This is a genomic window from Lysinibacillus sp. UBA5994, assembly GCF_002429725.1.
In the GTDB taxonomy this organism is placed as follows: domain Bacteria; phylum Bacillota; class Bacilli; order Bacillales_A; family Planococcaceae; genus Lysinibacillus; species Lysinibacillus capsici.
Window position 1 is genome coordinate 13,026 of sequence record NZ_DJAU01000061.1, and the last position, 20,565, is coordinate 33,590.

The window sequence follows — 20,565 nt, forward strand, 5'->3', positions numbered from 1 at the left end:
CCAAATATTAGGTGACGATACATCAATTAGAAAAACCCGATTAGACAGTCTAATCGGGAATATATATTTTAGTCATCCAAAAAATCATATGGAGAGACATCATTCATACCAATCATTGGATGAATATAAGGGGCTGTTTCTACTGTTAGCTTTGGTTCAACGGAAACCGGCTCCTGCATCCCTTCATTTTCTACTGGCACTGCCTCGACTTCCACAAGTTCTTCCTCAATTTCCATTGGGTTAAGTCTTGCACGTAAAGAGGTGAAACGCTGAAGGTCATCTGTACGTTGTAAACCATCCGCAAGCACATCTGGTTCACCGCATAAAATCAAAAAGTTTTTAGCACGTGTAATACCTGTGTATAAAAGGTTACGCCGTAACATTTTGGAATACCCTCTAACCACTGGCATAATGACCGTTTGAAACTCAGAGCCCTGTGATTTATGGATGGAGCAACAATAAGCTAGTGTCAATTGATTGAGGTCGCTTCGTTGATAGGTCACTTCAATGCCATCAAAGGATACGATCAGTAAATCTTGTTTTTCGATCGTCTCTTTCGCCTTAATAATACTAATGACCTCACCCATATCTCCATTAAAGACATTGCTTTCAGGTTGATTGACAAGCTGAAGAACTTTATCCTTTATTCGATAGGTGACATCCCCAAAGACTAGCTCTTTTCGTGTGCCAGTATCATTTGGGTTAATAAGCTCTTGAATCATTTTATTTAAATTATCTATACCAGCTGGTCCTTTATACATGGGCGCCAACACTTGAATATTACGGATTTCCTGGCCCTTTGCGACAGCACTTTTGACAACTTGAGTAACAACGTTGGCAACTTGGTCTGCTGAAGCCTTAATAAACGAACGATCAGAGGTTTTAGCTGTTAACTCTTGTGGAATCGTTCCTTTTTTTATTTGATGCGCAAGTTCAATAATCGTTGAGCCTTCTGCTTGTCGATAAACATCTGTTAGCTCGACAGTTGGTAGCTGCTTGGATGCTAATAAATCCTTTAACACCTGTCCTGGACCTACTGGTGGAAGCTGATCCTGATCTCCAACAAAGACAACTTGAACATCTTCATGTAAAGCTTTTAATAATTGATGGGCAAGCCATGTATCAACCATTGACATTTCATCCACGATAATCAGCTTACCTGTTACTTCCCGCTCTGTTTCTTCCTCTTTTTCTTGCCCTGTAAAACCGAGCAGTCGATGGATGGTCATCGCAGGAAGCTCTGTTGATTCGGCTAATCGTTTAGCAGCACGTCCAGTCGGCGCACAAAGAATAATCGGAAAAGGCTCCTCTTTTTGAGCATACTCTTTTGGATTTAAGGATAGCCCATGAAGCTTTGCATAAACTTCTACGACTCCCCGTACAACAGTGGTTTTCCCCGTACCAGGACCACCCGTTAAAATCATAACAGCTGAATTTAAAGCCTGTTCGATGGCATTCGCTTGTGTTTCTGCATAGGTAACATTGAGTAGCTCCTCTGTTTCTCCAATGGCTTTTCGAATTTCATCTTTACTAAAATGTTCAGCCTTATTATTCCGCTCGATAAGCGATAAGATTTTCGATGCAATCCCTACCTCCGAAAAATAGAGTGATGGCAAATATAACCTTGTCTCTTCACCACAAATTTTGCCTTCTTCACGGAGTCTGATACAGGCTTGAGAAATATCCTCGAATGGTATCTCCTGTCGTTGGCTTTGTTCAAGCATTTCCTTAACGAGCGGTAAAACCTGTTCTGCATCTAGATAAACATGTCCATCCGATAAAGCTGCTGTATTTAAAATATGTAAAATCGCTGCTTTGACACGATCAGGATGTTTACCAGTTATACCTAATTTCGCACCTAGCTCGTCGGCTCGAAAGAAACCCACCCCTTCCACATCTTCAATCAAGCGGTATGGATTTTCTGTCAGTAATTCAATGGCTTCTGTTCGATAGGTTTGATAAATCTTCATCCCAAGCTGTGGACCAAATCCCCACTCATTCAATTGAATCATGACCCGCTCTAAGCCTAAGTTTTGCTCAATAGTGCGGTGAATGACTTCTTTTTTTTCAGCGGATAGACGCGGAACAGCATCGAGGGCACTAGGATCTTCTAAAATAACACGGAGTGCATTAGCACCTAGTTTTTCAACAATCGTTTCAGCTGTTTTTTTCCCGATCCCTACGAAGAGGTCACTAGATAAATAATGAATAATTCCTTGCTCAGTTGCAGGTACCTCTTTTGTAAATGTCTCAATTTGAAATTGAGCACCGTATTTAGGATGCTGTTTTAAAATACCAGTAAATCGATATTGTTCATCCATTTGTAGTGGGGGAAAATAACCAACAACAATAATCTCTTTATCTTCATATTGCAAATTCGTCTCTTGAATTTTCACACGTACAATCGAATACATATTTTGCGCATTATGAAAGATAGAGACGATCGGACGTCCGAGTATAAAAAATTTATTGAGTTCAAATAAATCTAAATGATCTGTCATGTTCGGTCCGTCCTTTCTTATAGTTTTCAATCTTTTTATTTTACCATAGCCACATGAAAATATCGCAGACAAAAATATATCCACTTTGTTATTATTAAATTATTTTGACAAATGACAATTCTCTGCCTTTATCCTCCGTTCCATGCTATGATTAATATGAATTAGTTGCACGGAAGGATTGTGAAATTATTGGAATTTAGACCTTGCATCGATTTACACGATGGCAAAGTAAAGCAAATTGTAGGTAGCACTTTGGGATATACAAATCAAGCAGTTGTAGAAAACTTTATTTCTCAACATGACGCTAGCCACTATGCACAAATGTTTGCCCAAGATCGTTTAACAGGTGGACACGTTATTATGCTAGGCTCTGGTAATGAAGAAGCTGCCCTATCCGCTTTAACAGCCTATCCTCAAGGCTTGCAAATAGGTGGTGGCATTACGGCTGACAATGCTCAAAAGTATATAGACGCAGGTGCTTCGCATGTCATTGTCACATCCTATATTTTTCATGATGGTCAGCTCGATTTAGCGCGTTTAAAGCGCTTAAATCAATTAATTGGTAAAGAACACCTTGTCATTGATCTCAGTTGTAAGATGCGTGACGGAAAGTGGTTTGTCATGACAGATAAATGGACTACATTTAGTCATTTCGAAGTCAATGCTGCGTCGATTGCCTATATTGAAGACTTTTGTGATGAGCTGTTAATACATGCTGTCGATGTTGAAGGAAAAAAGGGTGGTATGCAGGAAAGCTTGGTACAGGATTTAGCTGCCTGGACATCTATTCCAACTACCTATGCAGGTGGCGTTCGTTCAATCGAAGACTTAGAAAAATTTAATCAATTAGCCCACGGAAAACTTCATGTAACCATTGGAAGTGCGCTATCCATTTTTGGTGGCGATTTACTTTATACAGATGTAGTCGAATATTGTAAAAAAGGCGGGATCTTGTGAAGCTCATTTATAAAGATTATGTTTTTCCATTTCAAGAAACTAATTTAGAGAGAATCATAGATGGTAAGTATTTTAAAGTGAATAAAAAAGATCATTCTCTTGCGATTCATGTACAACTTGACAACGAACAAATGTTATTGGAATTTTCAAAATCACTAAAGGCAACATGTGGGTTCTTACGCGATCAAGAAACAGAGCCTTATATTGGAACCTATATTGATTTACAAATTTTCGTTGATGAGTTTAATAAGCGCTATAACTTAAATGCTGAAATTATTAGTTAAAACAAGGGGACAAATGGTTCCCTTTGTTTAACCTCAAACCCTCTTCTGCATTTCTTCCTTGCCCCTATTTCTGAAACCTTTTCATTGTCATGTGAGTTATATATTGTATAGCATAAACCACAGGGGGCTTCCATGACTAAACTACATATTTTTTTCCTACCTTATTTTTATGCTTTCCGCTCTTCTTATAGAGATAATCACCGTGATCTCCTATGGTGTAGGCTTTCATAGTGGATAGAGAACATGGTGGATAACTTTTGGTCCGTTTAATTTTTATATAGCTCGTATTAGTTTGCCTATATTAATTGTTTATTTATGGAAGCTTTCAATCAATAAAAATTTATCATTGACGATAGGATTGAAGTTCATCATAGAAGGTATATTATTAATGAATCAGATGCAGGGCAAATCATTACGTTTGCTTGTGCATCAAACATTCTTTTATGGAGAGCTATAGAAAATTCCATTTGGAAGTACATTTCACTACTCTTATTCGCTTTTTTTGTCATCGCATCATGGATTTTTCTTGATCATTTAGCCTCAGTTCCATATGTGGAGCAAATTATTTTTTAATGACTGATATGGGCAGTATTTTGCTTTTTTTAGGTGTTGTAGCAGCTTTAGGTCTATATTTTCTAATGACAATACTTGTCACGTTCGTTGATCATTTTCCTATGCCTAGGGCTATGAATTTCACCAATGATCGGCTATCTCGTTGCCATCACAGCTATACGAAAAATAAAAATCCAACAAACCGTAAAAGAAAGGATTTACAAACGATGAAAACTGAACTAGAAGTAAACACTTTAAAATCTTTTCAAACTGAATTAACACGCTTCTTTTTAGCTTACAAATTTGCTCTACAGGAAGTGGAAACGAAAATTAATATATTACAAGAAGAATTTAAGTTAATTCATGAATATAATCCAATTGAGCATGTATCTACACGTGTAAAATCACCTAAAAGTATTTTAACGAAGATGATGAAAAAAGAGCTTCCTCCATCAATAGAGGCTGTGCGTGAAAATATCCGCGATATAGCTGGTGCTCGCATCACCTGTTCCTTTGTGGAGGATATTTACAAGGTAAGTGCCATGTTACAAGCACAGCATGACATGGAAGTTGTTGAGGTGAAGGATTATATAGCCAATCCAAAAGAAAATGGCTACCAAAGCTTACATCTTATTATTAAAATTCCTATCTTTATGTCAGACCATATGGAAAAGGTCTATACAGAGATCCAAATTCGTACAATTGCAATGGATTTCTGGGCAAGCTTAGAACACAAAATTTATTATAAGTATAACAAAGAAGTACCAGAGCATATTCGACATGAATTAAAGGAAGCCGCACTACAAGCAGCTGAATTAGATCGAAAAATGGAGCGACTGAATAAGGAAATCAATATTTTAAAAGAAAATGAAGCCGAACCTTCATTGCTAGACAGTACCCCCATCGCACATTTAGCGAAATACTTAACGGAACTACCTGGCAATCAAATAATTGATGACACTCTATTCAAAAAGTAAATTTATTCTATGGTTTAGTCGTCAAATGAAAAACCCACCTCACACGCTGCTTGATCACAGAATGTGAGGTGGATTTTACTTTTTATTCACTATTGCGCTTTCCTTGTTGATTTCGTTGCTACAAAAAAGGAGAAAATAAGAGCACCAATAGCAAAAATAAAGGTAGCTATATATACATAACTGACGCCATTCGCAATAGTATCCTTTAAAAAGCTTACTTCTTCTAATTTAAACCCACCTTTTGCAAATTCACCATTTAATTGAATTTCACCTTTTCCTAATGAAGCCATTTTTTCACTCGTTGCTAGGTTGAAAATCATACCCAATAGCGCTGCACCAATCGCTTGGCTAAATGTATTTGTAAAAGAGTTCAAACCAATTGAAATACCAAGTTGCTTTGGATCTGCCACCTTTTGTATGGAAATCATCAACATCGGCATAATAAAGCCCATCCCTAGCCCTATTAACGATGATGCGAAATAAACGCTGAAATCACTAGAATCTGAAGATAGTCTTGCCAACAATAGTGTACCCGTAACAAGTAAAATCGTACCCATTTGGATAATGCGTTTATTTGTTAAACGACCGATTAAATAACCTGCCATAATCGAGTTCACCGTCCAAAAAATAGACATTGGTGTTAATAATAAACCAGCCTGCGTTGCATTTTTGCCTAAAACACTTTGAGCAAATATAGGAATATAAACGGTTACACCAATGACAATAGACATACCGCTTAAAGTTAATGCATTAATGACCATTAGTCGTCCATTTTTAAACAGTGTTAACGGAATAATTGGCTCCTCTGCTCGTAACTCCACCCAGATAAAAATACTTAAGAATACAAGAGCAACACCATACATTAGCAGCGATTGACCTGATAACCAGGTTTGTGTTTTACTGTTTTCGATAATAACAAACAGTAACGCAACCATGCCAATTGTAAAAAACACTGCACCTAGGTAGTCAATTTTACGCTTCACTGCCTCTAGTTGTTCTTTATAATGTTTAGCAATTAAATAAATAGAGGCTAAACCAAACGGTACATTAATGAAGAAAATAAAATGCCAAGATACTTGGTCAACTATAAAGCCTCCAAATAACGGACCTACTACACCAGAAACGCCCCATACCATACTTAAATAGCTTTGTCCTTTGGCACGCTCTTTTTCAGTCTTAAACAATTCACCAACCATTGTTAATGTAATCGGTAAAATTGAACCTGCGCCAATACCTTGAATTGCTCGAAAAACAATTAATTGCTCCATGGATTGAGCTAAACCACATAACATAGAACCTACTAAAAAAATAATGATACCAGTAATAATCATCCGTTTACGACCAAATAAATCGGCTAATTTACCAAAAATAATCGCCGCTATGGCTGAAGCTAGTAAATAAGCAGAATAAATCCAGCTTATTAAGTCTACACCTAATAAATCAGCCGTAATACTCGGAATAGCAGTACTAACAATAGTTCCCTCAATTGCAGCAAGTGCTGTTACAAGTAATAGTGCAATAAAAACTTTATTCATTCTGTCACCTTTTCCTTTCCTGCATGACATACATTACCAAGTTTGAACTAGAATTAAAAGAGAAAGAGATTCAATTTATGAAAAAATAAACAATTTTTTCTGTATTACTAGATAAAATCAATAAAAAAGCAGCAAGAATGTTAATCAACATTCACTCGCTGCTTATTATCTATCAGTTAAATCGTTGAGCAATCATATCGTAAATATAACGTGCTTGGTCATATTCAGGTTGTAAGGTAAAGGCTTGTTTCAAATGATACATTGCATCCTCTGTTTGTTCGGTAGACACGGCATATAGTACGCCTAAATTATAATGTGCATCTGCATTATTCCAATCCTGTTCAATTAAGAGATCTAGTTCCTTCTTCCCTTCCTCAAACATTTCTAATGCACATAACACTATCGCATAGGCTAAACGAATCTGTGTATCCTCTGGAGCAATTTCTACCGCACGTTGTAAATATGGTAATGCCAATTTTGAGTTATCCAACCGTTCAAAGCATTTCCCCATCATATAATAGACATCGGCACCTTCAATATGATGTTTTAGCGCTTGCTCATATAGCTTCACGGCCTCGGCATAGCGTTCAGCATTGTAATATAAATTCGCTAGACCGTAATAGGCTGTAGCTGCTGATTCATCTACAGTGATTGCCTTTTGGAAGAAACGTTCTGCACGTTCAGTATCCTCTAATACGGCTAATAAATTGCCGAAATTTACATACCCAATAGCATTTTCAGGCTCTGCCTCTATTGCTTTTGTAAATAGTTGAGCAGCATCCTCATAACGTTTTTCTTGAAATGCTTGGATGCCCTGTTCATTATAATTCATTTGTTCTTCACCTCTATGTAGCGAAAGACTGCTTTTAGGAAGCCAAGAGGCCATAAAAGCAGTCTTAACGCAATTTATCCAACATATGTTAGTTTTTCATTACTTTTAAAGACTTCATCAATCGTTCCGCCACCCATACATTCTTCTCCGTTGTATAGCACTACAGCTTGGCCAGGTGTAATTGCACGCACAGGTTCTGCAAATGTAATGTGTGCACGCCCATCTGGTAAAATTTCAACTTCTACTGGTGTATCGGTTTGACGATAACGGAATTTTGCTGTGCAAGAAAATTTCCCAGGCAATTTTTTTGTCGAAGTATAGTTCATTTTCACAGCTGTTAATGATGTTGAATACGAATATTCATTGTCAAAGCCTTGTCCGACAAGTAGAACATTACGCGCTAAATCTTTTCCTAGCACAAACCAAGGCTCGCCGTCCCCACCAATACCAAGCCCGTGTCGTTGACCAAGTGTATAGTACATTAAACCATCGTGTTGGCCCATTACAACGCCATCCATTGTTTCCATTTTCCCAGGTTGTGCTGGTAAATATTGACTTAAGAACTCTTTGAAATTACGTTCACCGATAAAGCAAATGCCTGTTGAATCTTTTTTCTTTGCCGTAGCAAGGCCAGCTTCTTCTGCAATTTTTCGTACTTCTTTTTTCTCTATATCACCAATTGGGAACATTACATGCGCCAATTGCTCTTGCGATAATTGATTTAAAAAGTATGTTTGATCTTTATTATCATCAACGCCACGTAACATTCTAACTTCACCATCACCATTACGATCAATTCGTGCATAGTGACCTGTCGCTAAATAATCAGCACCAAGGTTCATGGCATGCTCTAAAAATGCTTTAAATTTAATTTCTTTATTGCACATAACATCAGGATTTGGTGTACGCCCTGCTTTATATTCTTCTAAAAAGTATGTGAAAACCTTATCCCAATATTGTTTCTCGAAATTGACAGCATAGTATGGGATCCCAATTTGATTACATACTTTTATTACATCGTCATAATCTTCCGTTGCCGTACAAACACCATTTTCGTCTGTATCATCCCAGTTTTTCATAAAGATCCCGATTACTTCATACCCTTGTTGTTTTAACAAGTATGCCGCCACCGATGAATCTACCCCACCTGACATGCCGACAACAACTCGAATTTGAGAGGGGTCACGTGTTTCTTTCATTGTGGTCACCTTTTCTTTTATCTAATTACAGTTTATGTTTCAATATTTTAACGAAACATAACATAAGTATTTTGCAAATTATTTTTTAGCTAGTTTTTTCACAATTAGAGCCGTTTTTTCTGCTGCATCTTGTATATCCTTTTCCGTTAAACCCTGCCCAAAGCTGAATCGGATTGAATTTCGTAGCTCCTCTGCACTTTGTCCAAACATTGCTACTAACACATGAGAAGGATCAATCGATCCTGCAGTACATGCCGAACCACTCGAAACATAGATACCTGCCATATCAAGGTTCACTAAAAATGATTCTACCTCCATGCCTGCAAAGCTAATATTTAAGACATGAGGCAACGAATACACCTCATCACCATTTACATGGAATGCTAGCTTTTCCTGTGAAAAAACAGCAAGCATAATTTGCTTAAAGTGATTGTATAGTGAACGCTTTTCTTCACGCAACTCATTTGCAACTTGCACTGCAGTCGCAAAAGCAATAATGGCAGGTATATTTTCAGTACCTGCACGACGTTTTTTCTCTTGTGCGCCCCCAAGAGCATAACTTGCTAACGGTGTTCCTGCTTTTTGATAAAGGAATCCAACACCTTTTGGACCGTTGATTTTATGAGCAGATACACTCAATAAATCCACCTGTAATTCATTTACATCAATGGACTCTAAGCCATAAGCCTGAACCGCATCTGTATGGAATATGGCACTATGCTCACGCAATAGCGCGCCAATCTCAGCAATTGGCTGTATCGTTCCAACTTCATTATTTCCATACATAATTGTCACTAAAATGGTATCATCACGAAGGGCTTTTTGGACATCCTCAATCGCGACACGCCCTTTTTGATCAACAGGTAAATAGGTCACCTCAAAGCCATCACGTTCAAGTTTTTCACACGTATGTAATACTGCATGATGCTCTACTTGCGTTGTTATGATGTGTTTTCCTTCATTTGCACGGGCATAGACAGTTCCTAAAATTGCCATATTGTCAGCTTCTGTGCCACCACTTGTGAAAATAATTTCCCCTGCTTGCGCACCAATTGATTTCGCCAATAGCTCACGTGCATCATCTAGATATTTCCTTGCTTCTCGACCTGCTTTATGAATACTCGATGCATTGCCAAATACCTCTTGCATAGCAGTCGTCATCGCTTCTATTACTTGGCCATTCATTGGAGATGTGGCCGCATGATCGAGATAGATATATGAATTCATGTTGAAAACTCCTTTTTAAACTCTGTGACATCCGCCAGAGGCTTTCGCTTTATTCAGTTAATGCTTGCAAAAAAATACAAGTGTTCTTCGCTCCTCTATAAGTGGGGAGTCTTCCGTACTTAGTGGTTCATTTTAGTACAAAACATTTGCTGAATCGAGATAAAAGCACAAAACCCACATCACTCATCGTAAAAATAGCCATTGAGATGTGAATAGTTCACAATCTCCCAAAAAGATGAAGTGAATGCAGGAGTAGCGCTTTAGCTTAAACTATTTTAAATATAGAACATGTAGCCTTCCACTACATTTTCTTCTGTATATTGTGCTAAATCTTCAATTGTCGTTGTATCTAACACGTTTTTTACTGCATCACGAATACGTAGCCATAACTCACGTTGCGGGGCTTCTTCATTTTCAATACCCTCTACTGGTTGAATCGGCCCTTCTAGCACACTAATAACATGGGCTGCTGAAATTTCGCTAGGTGGATTTGCTAGCATATAACCACCATAAGCACCACGTACACTTTTTACTAAGCCTGAATTACGAAGCGGAGATACTAATTGCTCTAAATATGCCTCTGAAAGTTCCTTTTCCGCCGCAATTTTACGCAAGGGAATTGGCCCTTCCCCATAATGCTTTGCTAATTCAATCATAATTGTAAGCCCATAACGGCCCTTTGTTGAAATTTTCATTTTATCACCCTCAATTAGTCTAGTCAAAATACTACCAACAGTATATCATAATCTCCTCTTGATGAACTCGGAAATACACCTAGAAGGATATGATATACTAATTAAAGCGATTCATAATCGTTCAAAATCCATATGAGTGCTTTATTTTAGCGTAAAAAAATGTATGAAGCAAAAAATGACAACGACAGAAAGGGGAAGTTATTTTGCACAATGAACCACTCGCTTTTCGAATGCGACCTTTAACCCTTGATGAGATTGTTGGTCATCAGGATTTCATTGGTCCCAACACAGCCCTTTATAAAATGATTCAAAATGAACACGTCCCTTCCATGTTGCTATATGGAGAACCTGGAATCGGTAAAACATCCATTGCCAATGCCATTGCAGGAAGTTCCAAGCTCCCTTTCTTCGCACTTAATGCCACACGAGCTGGCAAAAAAGATGTGGAAGATATTGTACAAGAAGCAAGAATTTCAGGGAAAGTAATACTTTTCCTAGATGAAATTCACCGTTTCAATAAATTACAGCAAGATACACTGTTACCACATGTAGAAAATGGATCAATTGTATTAATTGGTGCCACGACAGAAAATCCCTATCATGATGTTAATCCAGCGATTCGTTCACGCTGTGGCGAAATTTACCAGCTAAAACGCTTAACGAAGGAAAATTTAATCGAACTAGTTGAAAAAGCACTTGCTGATGAAAGACGCGGACTAGGTAAATATCATTTTGCCTTAACACCATCACAAATTGAACAAATTGCCGCCGCAGCAAATGGAGATGCACGAAAGGCGTTAACTTTGCTAGAATCCATTTACTATGCCAGTGATGAGGTGGATGGACAAACGGTTGCTGCCGACCATGTCATTGAACATCTCATTAGTCGAATTGGTGTGTATGGCGATAAAAAAGGATCACATTTTTATAATTTACTATCAGCCCTGCAAAAGTCTGTGCGTGGCAGTGATACCAATGCTGCTCTGTATTATCTAGCGCATTTATTGGAAACAGGCGATTTAGTGGCTGTCAGCAGACGCCTACTTGTTATGGCCTATGAGGATATTGGTCTAGCTAATCCCGAAGTCGGACCTCATATATTAGCTGCTATTCAAGCAGCCGAACGACTAGGATTACCAGAGGCACGTATACCACTTGCCAGTGCTGTCATTGAAATGTGCCTTGCCTCAAAATCCAACTCAGCCATTATGGCTATTGATGCTGCCATTAAGGCTATTCATGAAGGCAAAACAGGTGATATACCTCATCATTTGCGAGATGCTCATTACGAGGGTGCAAAAGATTTAGGACACGTTGGCTATCAATATCCTCATAACACACCGATCGGTACTTTTGGTGGTTGGGTAGACCAGCAATATTTGCCAGACGAACTTGTAGGAACTGAATTCTACAAACCTGTTATTGCTGGTGAGGAAAAGCGCATGGCTGGCATCTACGACAAACTAAAATCATTTCAAGATAAGAAATAATAAAACAAAGCAAAGTCACTATCTTAAGTAATTGAAATGACTTTGCTTTTTATATAACAACAGGATAGGCTACTCTAGCAATCATCCTGTAAAGCTCGGGTTATTTGTTGTATATCGTTCTTGGTAAAACAAATTTAATGGTTCTGCCAAATGTCGAAGTGATGGCAAAATGGACTCTTTCACATCTCCTTCATTTGCCTTACTATGCAAAAAAACAATCAAATTATACGACTGATACAGCAAGCTGGCGAACTCTTGATTGTTTTCTCTTACCTCAAAGCGAATTGCTTTTACAGCAATTGCTTGTGCAATTTTTTGTTCTCTTGTTTCACAGGAGGGCTCATTACTTAATTCATCATCTGACACTCTGTATAACCGTTTTAATGCACCATATACCTCTTTATTTCCACTAAATCGATCTTTTAACCATTGCAAGACAAATTGCAAAAGAATAACTGCATAGATAAGGGAAAGACATTCATCGCCACGTGATTTTTTTGCTAAGCGTTGGAAATATTCTGCTTGTGTGACTAGTTCAAAAAGAATTAAACGTATTGGATAAAGCATGGCATGACCGCTATTGACGTAAAGCTTTTCTCGATCTCTATACATAGCCAACCAAATATCTTTGACCAATGAAATAGATTTCCTTGTTGAGAGCGCTAATTGACATTGAATAAGCTCCTGTTCAATTGTCGGTTGGATAAGCTGTAGAAATAAAAGTTCATCTTCCTCACTAACTAATAAAAGCGGCTTTTCCAAATTCGCCAAATCTATTTCTATTCCATTTACAATCATTGCTTAGCCCCCTTCCAATAAGTTCTTTCAGCTAAGTTCTTACAGCGTGAGCACATATATTACCAATTTTCTAACTATAATTCGACAAAAAAACATAAATACCTTTCAAGAAAATATGCCTTTTTACTTTCGTCACAATAAAAAAGAACCCACGCTACTAAAAGAGGCAAATAAATCACTCTCTTTCCACATCGAACATTGTAGAAAAAACTGATTTAAATCCCAATAAGTTACGTAGATTCTTGACGTATAGGCTATTTTCAGAAAATAGATAGTCTATTATTGCCTAAGGTTTATGCAGGAAGTTCTTGTTCCACAAATAATTTAAATTGTTGAAGACATTGCTTCACTTCACCTTTTTGTGACAGTACTTCGTTGCGTATGTTTGTTGCTTTTTCTTCATCTTCTAGCACTTCAGTTAAAAGAGCCATGATATCTTCTAATAATTGCTCATTCTCTTCCTGCTCAATACTCGGTAAGGAATAGGCTGCTATTTTTAATAAATGCTCTACTTTTTCAGGCGTTTTTTGCAAAGCATTCGAAGAATAATAGGTCGATGCAGCTAAAAAGTAGCATAATTTTGCACAACAATCGATAAATAAATGCCAATACGTATTTGCTTTCGGTAATTCCCCTGCCCGCTGATTAACATATTCCTTATAATAGGTAGTGACTTGTATATATAAAGGATTCAATTCTCTCATGGCTTTCGGATAGTTGTTGGATGTATCCAAATAGTCAAATACAATGGCATTCATTTTCTCTTGAAGTTTAACAATATCTAAATGATCACGAATTACTTGAATTTCCATTTTCCCACTCTCCCATATGTCATTTGCTGTTTAGCTTTCTGGCTATTCACTGAGTAGCACCAAGCATCTCAAACAAACTGATCGATTATCTAATGGATGATTCAAATTATAGCAATAAACCATATGAAGTAGTGTGGACATGAAAAAAATAAGACAATTTCGTGAATTAATAGCATTTTATGTACATAAGAGGAACTATTTTGGTAAAATTATACCCTTTGTACATAATCATCAAATAAGCATGGTTCGTTTGCTCGATCGATAATTTCAATAATACTTCCATGCACATATTTTTTAATGCGCTTTTGAGGTATATAAAAATAAGCATTGTTCATAATTAACCATTCACTTAATGTTAAATCACTACCTGCTTGTTGATTCGTTAAGATTTTTTTGTGTCGCAGAACATCAGCCATTTTATAAAAACCATCTGACAATTCGTAGGCTGATACATCAAAATTAAAAATGGGGCTGACAACCTGTCCAACATCAAAAATATGTATAGTTTGGTTTTCTTCATCTATAGCTAACTCTACTGTGCTAATCTCGTCGAAAAGATTTAAACCTCTATACTCCATTTGATAAATTTTTTCCATTTGTATACGCCTCCTTTTTTACAACGGTCTAATTGTAACATAGAAAAAGTAGCTACCTCTAAATACAATTAAGGCAGCTACTTCTACGAAAATGAACATTTATGCTGTTTTTTGACTATTACCAAAGCACCGTATTTGGTATTAACCTTGTACGCGCGTAATTTTCACATCTTTTAGGATGGTATTGACTACCCAGCTTGCTGCAATTAAACCTGCTACTGACGGTACAAAAGCGTTAGATGAAGGTGGCATCTTTGCTTTTCGAATTGCTGCATCCGGCTTACCTACATGTTCGACAACATCTGGACGTACGACAATTGGACTTTCATCTGAAAATACAACCGTAACACCCTTATGAATACCTTCTTTACGTAGCTTAGTACGAATGATTTTAGCCAATGGGTCTGTATGTGTTTTTGAAATATCTGCAATTTGGAAGCGAGTAGGGTCCATCTTATTTGCTGCACCCATGCTTGAAATAATAGGAATATTACGCTTTAAACATTCCTTCATTATATGAATTTTATACATCACTGTATCACTTGCATCGATTACATAATCAATGCCTTGTGCAAAAAATTCTTCATAGGTTTCTTCCGTATAAAACATGTGCATGTCAATCACTTCACATGCTGGGTTAATATCTGCAATACGCTCTTTCATGACAGCTGATTTTGATTGACCAACTGTTGATAAGTATGCAACAAGTTGTCTGTTGACATTTGTGATATCTACATTGTCCTTATCGACTAGAATAATACGGCCGATTCCGCTTCGTGCACATGCCTCAGCCGCGAATGAACCGACACCACCCACACCAAGAATGGCAACCGTTGTATTTTTTAATTTCTCGAGACCCTCTGTTCCTATTGCGAGCTCGTTACGTGAAAATTGATGTAACATCCTGACACTCTCCATCTATGAAATTTTATTAGTAAACCTAGTTATATACTAAGATAAAATCAAAACCTATCTTACATTTTATCATGTTATTGTTCAAGATAAAAATATAAAGAAAAAGTCAAAATTGTCTACTTCAATCCTTTGAGATAATAATCCATAAAAAAATTCCATCCAATTCTGCTATATATGGTAAAATGGCACATTAAAATTAGTTCATTAATCAGGTAAATCTTATATAACATTATGCTCAACCACATAAAGAAAAAGAGATTGATGACTCAATCTCTTTCTCACTCTTCTTTACTTTGTAAAACCAAATGATGCCCATGGTTGAATGCATGTTAATAAAAATAGTTCTTCCTCGACAATTCTAGCTACGACATTACTCGATCCTGTATTCGGAATGTCCTTTAGCACAATCTGTAGCTCTCCCTTATAACGAACATCTAAATTATTATCAATCGTGACATTTCCTCTTTTTAATGGCCGTATATCATGCACAGGAAAATCTCCATTTTTATATTTTACGCGAGATTGGGTGCTCCGGATCACGTATTCAGACACATCACCCCGATTAAAATGAGGCTCTTTATAAAGAATCGTCTCCTCTAAAATGCTTGTGTCTTCAGACTGGACAACCCTTAACTCAAGCTTATTACGATTTAATTGTCCTAATGCACGTAGTTCTTCCTCAGAAGCAAACATATTGCCAATAATACAATCGTCAATTAACCCTGTATGCCATAAATCTTTCGCCTGTACAGTGATTGGGAGATAACGGTGTTCCTCTAATGTAGGTAACCCGTGCTCTGTTTGCTCCCAAGGTCCATATTGACCATGTTGTGAGGAGATCATTGCTGCTGTTCTCACATTGTGCGCTTTAAAGTGTTGTGACGTTTGTAAAAAATGCTGACGAGATAGCCCCGTAAATCGTTTTGGATAAAAATTATGACAGCCGATAATGTTCTCTTTATTGGGCTGATAAGAGATAATATTATCTACATACTTCGTACCATTACTAATGTTTAATTCTATTTTTAGATGACTTGCATCGAGTGACATCAACGCTTCTTCTTGACCTGAAAATCCCATATCTAAACGTAAGGCTGCCAAATAATAATGTTCTTTTAAATAGCCAATATCCCTATAAGTTAAGCCCAAATCATCAAAAACACCTGGTGCAATATCAGCGGATATGTCAAAGCCGAGGCGTTGCGCAAATTCGTTGATTTGTTGTAATTTTTGACGCTCCTCATCCTGTTTTAATGACATTAGGCATGTGAATATACGATCAAAGCCATTATCATGAGCCAGTTGAACATAGCGCTTCATCTCCTCTAGCGTACTATGCTGCGGATATAGCGAGATTCCTAATCTTTTCACTTCAAACCCTCCGTTAATTGATGCTTATACTTCCACTTTTTGTCCTCTGGATTCCACTACAGATTCCTCACTCTGTGCCGCTAAAGCAGCTTTTTGCTCATTCTGCCTTGCCATACGGTTCGCCATCGAGATAAATGGCAGATAAATACAAACAGCGATGATAATTAAGACCATACTCAAAACAGCACCACGCCAAGATTGAGTTGCTAAAAAACCATTAATAATCGGCGGTGTTGTCCAAGGCGGTGAAACGGTAGCGGCTGGCACCCAGCCCCATTTCGTTGCAAAGAATGCAATTGTTACGTTTATCATTGGTGTCAAAATGAACGGAACAAATAAAACCGGATTTAATACAATTGGTAACCCAAAAAGTAATGGCTCATTGATATTGAAAATCCCAGGTGCTGCGGATAATTTCCCAACTGTATTATATTGCTTATTCTTTCTCGCAAATATGAAAATCGCAATAATAAGTGCTATTGTTGTACCAGAGCCTCCCATATTAATAAAAGCATCAAAGAATGGTTTATTGACAATGTAAGGCGCAACTTTACCAGCAGAGATTGCTGCAACATTTTCATTAATAGCTGGTAAATTAATCGTTTGCATGAATGGTTCGATGATATTTGCTCCATGTACGCCAAGTGTCCATAAAAATGTAGGTATAAATGCCAAAATTAAAGCAGCAAGCCATGTATTTGTTAGACCCATAAATGGCTCTTGAATCGCAGAGTAGAAGGACCCGACAATATCTGGTATATCAAAACCTGCTGAAATAATTGTACGTACTAAAGCAAATATTCCAATCGTAATAATGGCAGGAAGTAACGCAGCAAATGATTTGGAAACAGCTGGTGGTACACCAGTTGGCATTTTAATTAGTAGTTTAGGATTGCCAGACAATCTACAAAACAATTCTGTAGAAAGTAGTGCCACAATCAGAGCAATAAATATACCACCCGTGCCTGTTGTTAAGCCGGTTAATCCGCCTTCCCCGAAAGTCCCAAACGTCATGTAGCTTGATAGACTAATTACTCCAGCAGACAGACCATCTTTTTGATAACTTTTAGCAAGATGATAAGCAACAGTAAAGGCAAGTAGCAGTGAAATGATATTAAATGTAGCACTCCAAATATTACCGCCAAATTGAGTCCATGTCTCGTGTTTCCAAATGGCATCGAGTGTATTTTGATAAAATTTAATAGGCAAATTGTTAATAAGTACAGCCAAAGATCCCACAATCGTTAAAGGCATAATCGTAATAAATCCGTCACGAATGGCAACTAAATGACGCTGATTCCCAACCCTAGCAGCAACCGGTACAAACTTTTCTTCTAAAAAACGGAACACTCACATACACTCCCTTTGCTTTTTATTGATAACATCAAAATTTGATGTTACTCCCCTTGAATTCGTTCATATAGCTCAATCATTTCCTGTGCTAAATCTCGAAAAGTAATAGCATTCATTAAATGATCCTGGGCATGAATTAATAACATCGAAACCTCTACCTTTTCTCCCCTTGCTTCTTGAGACAGTAACCCCGTTTGAGCATGATGCGCTTCAATTAATGACTCATTCGCTAATTTGATTTTTTCTTTTGCTGCCTCAATTTGCCCCTTTTTTGCTAGCTGAATAGCTTCCATACACTCACTTTTCGTATTTCCACTATGCACAATCAGTCCCATAATGGATGCCATTAATGCTGTATCTTCCATTCCCCATTGCCCCTTCTTTTATCCAATTAGTTGTAGAGCCTGTTTCAGGACATTTTCACCGTTCATCATGCCGTAATCCGCCATATTGATCACATCGATTGGAAAGCCTTTATCCTTATATTTTGTTTCAAATGAACCTTTCAAATAACGAACCTGTGGGCCTAATAAAAGAACATCAGCCTTCTTTGTCGCTAAGATCTTTTCCACCTCTCCTTCAGCAATGGCGTAAATATCGGCTTCAATATTTTGCTCTTGCGCCGCTTTTTGCATCTTCGACACTAATAAACTAGTACTCATACCTGCTACACACACTAACATGATGTTTTTCATTCGATACACTCCTTTTATTTTCTTCGATTGTGTAATCGCTTACTTATTTTGAGAATAGCACCTATTGGTATATACCACAATATAAATTTTACATTAAATTTATTTATATCAAGTTATTTACAAAATTGGGCTATATCAATTTTGTCGTGAAATTAATGATTATAATCAACTGGTATAGTCCAGAAAAAAAGCCAAAAATTTTTAAATTTTCTTATTATTCAATACCTAGAAATACTCATAAAATGCTGGCTTTTCAGTAGGGATTGCCCATTCCCACTGTTCGATCACTTTTTCTACCGTAGGTTGATTAGCATAGACAACTGTTTCTTTGACAGAAAGATAACCTGCCATCATAGCAGAAAAAAGATTAATTGGTAGTGTTAACATATGCTTATCAGAAACTGAACTTGTCTCAATTATTGCGACCTGACCATTTTTATTTATTTGATAAATATGCTCATTCCAGAGACAAAATGGATCTTCAATACGAATCGTTAATGTTTCTTGAATATCCTTCCACGGATACTGCTGCATAAATGCATAAACATCTACTACTCTAATCATCACATCCTGTATGACTTCCCTTTTGAATTGTGGCTCCTTGAAATAAAAGCCAAAAGGATAATGATTACTAGTAACTCCCGTTATGCTACTGACACTTGCTGCATGAGATGTCATATAACGCCACATAGCTTGTTCAGCTAAGAGATTTGCTACAACAAAGTCTTGGATAGTAAATGCCCCATCTCGAATCGTATAACGAATATAGCCTTCTATGTTACTGCCTTGAAAATAGGCAGCAAAGTGACTATCTGGACTCCTTCTTTCAAGTCTTTTCCACCATCCTTCATCCCTTACCATGCCACCATTTCGAATGATTGCCTGTGCATTATGAAAATCCTTAATCATCTGAAAGAGCGCAGGATCTAACCACTCAAAGCTCATCCTTTTCATGACGTCTACTTGTTTCCCTAAAGAGGGAAACATAGTTTGAGGGATTGTATAATGGAGCTTCTCAAAAAATAATTCCCAACCAAAATAACGATAGAAGGACACAGAAAATGGCGCTAAAACTGAAATCGTTTGTCCATTGTCTCTCATTTTTTGCAGCGCTTCTGTCATAAGCCTTTTGATAATACCCTGTTGTCGATACTCAGGATACGTTGCAACAAAGCCGATGCCTCCCATTTTAAATGAAACTCCATGCACTGTAATATTTAGCGGTAATATTAATAGCTGCCCAACAATTTTTTTGTCATCATAAGCACCTAAGGTCGTGCTTTGCTCAATCCAATAATGAAAATCCTCTCGACGAGCCCCTGAGTACTTATTTGGAAAGCAATAGTCTCTCAATCGATGAATCTGCCCATAATCATTAGGCGAGACGATGTGAATGTCCATTTAACCACCCCCTAAAATTCCTAATATTCAGATAATTAGTCATAAGATTCTTTTACAGTGGCATAATCATAACCACTGCAAGAATCTTTTATCCCTCTTGCCATTCTTCTCCTATTGCTTTAGACAACATGACTTCAGTAATAGTTTGAAATAATGTTGCTACATCTGGTCCATCCGCTGAAATTTCCACTACACTTCCTGGTTTAACACCTAATGACATCACGCCCATAACAGACTTTAAATTAACGGATTTTTCTTCGTATGTTAATTTAATATCACTTTGAAATGGTGTCACTGCAGTTACGAGTAATGCAGCCGGTCTGGCATGGATACCTTCAGTAGATGTAATTTTATACATTTTCTTCATTTACATAC

At 37.3% G+C, this 20,565-nt stretch carries 20 protein-coding genes; 4 read left to right on the forward strand and 16 right to left on the reverse strand.

Annotated elements, in window-relative coordinates:
- Window positions 1-68: 68 nt before the first annotated feature.
- Window positions 69-2,501: an ATP-dependent RecD-like DNA helicase gene (locus B3D98_RS20800; protein WP_054550060.1), complete on the reverse strand. Its 2,433-nt coding sequence runs from the start codon at window positions 2,499-2,501 to the stop codon at window positions 69-71.
- Window positions 2,502-2,690: 189 nt separating this feature from the next.
- On the opposite strand from B3D98_RS20800, the gene hisA reads away from it, so the two are divergent.
- The 3 genes from hisA (at window position 2,691) to B3D98_RS20815 (ending at window position 5,271) form a co-directional block, all read left to right on the forward strand.
- Entirely contained in the window at window positions 2,691-3,458 is a 768-nt protein-coding gene (gene hisA, locus B3D98_RS20805; RefSeq protein ID WP_054550059.1) for a phosphoribosylformimino-5-aminoimidazole carboxamide ribotide isomerase, read from the forward strand.
- Window positions 3,455-3,742 (forward strand): hypothetical protein, encoded by a 288-nt coding sequence (locus B3D98_RS20810; protein WP_048392136.1) that lies wholly within the window; start codon window positions 3,455-3,457, stop codon window positions 3,740-3,742. Before hisA ends, B3D98_RS20810 begins: the two co-directional genes overlap by 4 nt.
- A gap of 779 nt (window positions 3,743-4,521) precedes the next feature.
- Complete coding sequence (locus B3D98_RS20815) at window positions 4,522-5,271, forward strand: GTP pyrophosphokinase (protein ID WP_048392669.1); 750 nt, start codon at window positions 4,522-4,524, stop codon at window positions 5,269-5,271.
- Between the two features lie 89 nt (window positions 5,272-5,360).
- Here B3D98_RS20815 and B3D98_RS20820 read toward each other — a convergent pair whose 3' ends face one another.
- The 5 genes from B3D98_RS20820 to cymR all read right to left on the reverse strand — a co-directional run bounded on the left by B3D98_RS20820 (window position 5,361) and on the right by cymR (window position 10,759).
- Window positions 5,361-6,806, reverse strand: coding sequence for an MDR family MFS transporter (locus B3D98_RS20820; protein WP_288585829.1), 1,446 nt, complete (start codon window positions 6,804-6,806; stop codon window positions 5,361-5,363).
- A gap of 172 nt (window positions 6,807-6,978) precedes the next feature.
- A complete protein-coding gene (locus B3D98_RS20825; protein ID WP_048392133.1) occupies window positions 6,979-7,638 on the reverse strand; it encodes a tetratricopeptide repeat protein in 660 nt (219 codons plus the stop codon).
- 74 nt (window positions 7,639-7,712) lie between these two features.
- On the reverse strand, window positions 7,713-8,837 hold the full coding sequence (gene mnmA / locus B3D98_RS20830) for a tRNA 2-thiouridine(34) synthase MnmA (RefSeq protein WP_004226816.1): 1,125 nt from the start codon (window positions 8,835-8,837) through the stop codon (window positions 7,713-7,715).
- Between the two features lie 78 nt (window positions 8,838-8,915).
- Window positions 8,916-10,064: a cysteine desulfurase family protein gene (locus tag B3D98_RS20835; RefSeq protein ID WP_112118175.1), complete on the reverse strand. Its 1,149-nt coding sequence runs from the start codon at window positions 10,062-10,064 to the stop codon at window positions 8,916-8,918.
- A 275-nt stretch (window positions 10,065-10,339) separates the two neighbouring features.
- A complete protein-coding gene (gene cymR, locus B3D98_RS20840; protein ID WP_004226809.1) occupies window positions 10,340-10,759 on the reverse strand; it encodes a cysteine metabolism transcriptional regulator CymR in 420 nt (139 codons plus the stop codon).
- Between the two features lie 203 nt (window positions 10,760-10,962).
- On the opposite strand from cymR, the gene B3D98_RS20845 reads away from it, so the two are divergent.
- On the forward strand, window positions 10,963-12,249 hold the full coding sequence (locus B3D98_RS20845) for a replication-associated recombination protein A (protein WP_112118174.1): 1,287 nt from the start codon (window positions 10,963-10,965) through the stop codon (window positions 12,247-12,249).
- Between the two features lie 81 nt (window positions 12,250-12,330).
- On the opposite strand, the gene B3D98_RS20850 is transcribed toward B3D98_RS20845, so the two are convergent.
- The 10 genes from B3D98_RS20850 to B3D98_RS20895 all read right to left on the reverse strand — a co-directional run bounded on the left by B3D98_RS20850 (window position 12,331) and on the right by B3D98_RS20895 (window position 20,557).
- Window positions 12,331-13,047 carry a hypothetical protein gene (locus B3D98_RS20850; protein WP_288585842.1) on the reverse strand — a complete coding sequence of 239 codons (717 nt, stop codon included), beginning with the start codon at window positions 13,045-13,047 and terminating at the stop codon, window positions 12,331-12,333.
- Window positions 13,048-13,340: 293 nt separating this feature from the next.
- Window positions 13,341-13,859 (reverse strand): hypothetical protein, encoded by a 519-nt coding sequence (locus B3D98_RS20855; RefSeq protein ID WP_048392128.1) that lies wholly within the window; start codon window positions 13,857-13,859, stop codon window positions 13,341-13,343.
- Window positions 13,860-14,068: 209 nt separating this feature from the next.
- Window positions 14,069-14,455: a hypothetical protein gene (locus tag B3D98_RS20860; protein WP_048392127.1), complete on the reverse strand. Its 387-nt coding sequence runs from the start codon at window positions 14,453-14,455 to the stop codon at window positions 14,069-14,071.
- A 141-nt stretch (window positions 14,456-14,596) separates the two neighbouring features.
- Complete coding sequence (locus tag B3D98_RS20865; protein WP_048392126.1) at window positions 14,597-15,358, reverse strand: tRNA threonylcarbamoyladenosine dehydratase; 762 nt, start codon at window positions 15,356-15,358, stop codon at window positions 14,597-14,599.
- Window positions 15,359-15,658: 300 nt separating this feature from the next.
- Entirely contained in the window at window positions 15,659-16,741 is a 1,083-nt protein-coding gene (locus B3D98_RS20870) for a DUF871 domain-containing protein (RefSeq protein WP_288585847.1), read from the reverse strand.
- Window positions 16,742-16,765: 24 nt separating this feature from the next.
- A complete protein-coding gene (locus B3D98_RS20875; protein ID WP_048392124.1) occupies window positions 16,766-18,091 on the reverse strand; it encodes a PTS sugar transporter subunit IIC in 1,326 nt (441 codons plus the stop codon).
- Window positions 18,092-18,138: 47 nt separating this feature from the next.
- Window positions 18,139-18,459, reverse strand: a complete 321-nt coding sequence (locus B3D98_RS20880; RefSeq protein ID WP_004226783.1) for a PTS lactose/cellobiose transporter subunit IIA — start codon at window positions 18,457-18,459, stop codon at window positions 18,139-18,141.
- An 18-nt stretch (window positions 18,460-18,477) separates the two neighbouring features.
- On the reverse strand, window positions 18,478-18,789 hold the full coding sequence (locus B3D98_RS20885; RefSeq protein WP_103118482.1) for a PTS sugar transporter subunit IIB: 312 nt from the start codon (window positions 18,787-18,789) through the stop codon (window positions 18,478-18,480).
- A gap of 225 nt (window positions 18,790-19,014) precedes the next feature.
- Window positions 19,015-20,190: a GNAT family N-acetyltransferase gene (locus B3D98_RS20890; RefSeq protein WP_054550051.1), complete on the reverse strand. Its 1,176-nt coding sequence runs from the start codon at window positions 20,188-20,190 to the stop codon at window positions 19,015-19,017.
- 88 nt (window positions 20,191-20,278) lie between these two features.
- A complete protein-coding gene (locus B3D98_RS20895; protein WP_288585854.1) occupies window positions 20,279-20,557 on the reverse strand; it encodes an HPr family phosphocarrier protein in 279 nt (92 codons plus the stop codon).
- Window positions 20,558-20,565: the final 8 nt, after the last annotated feature.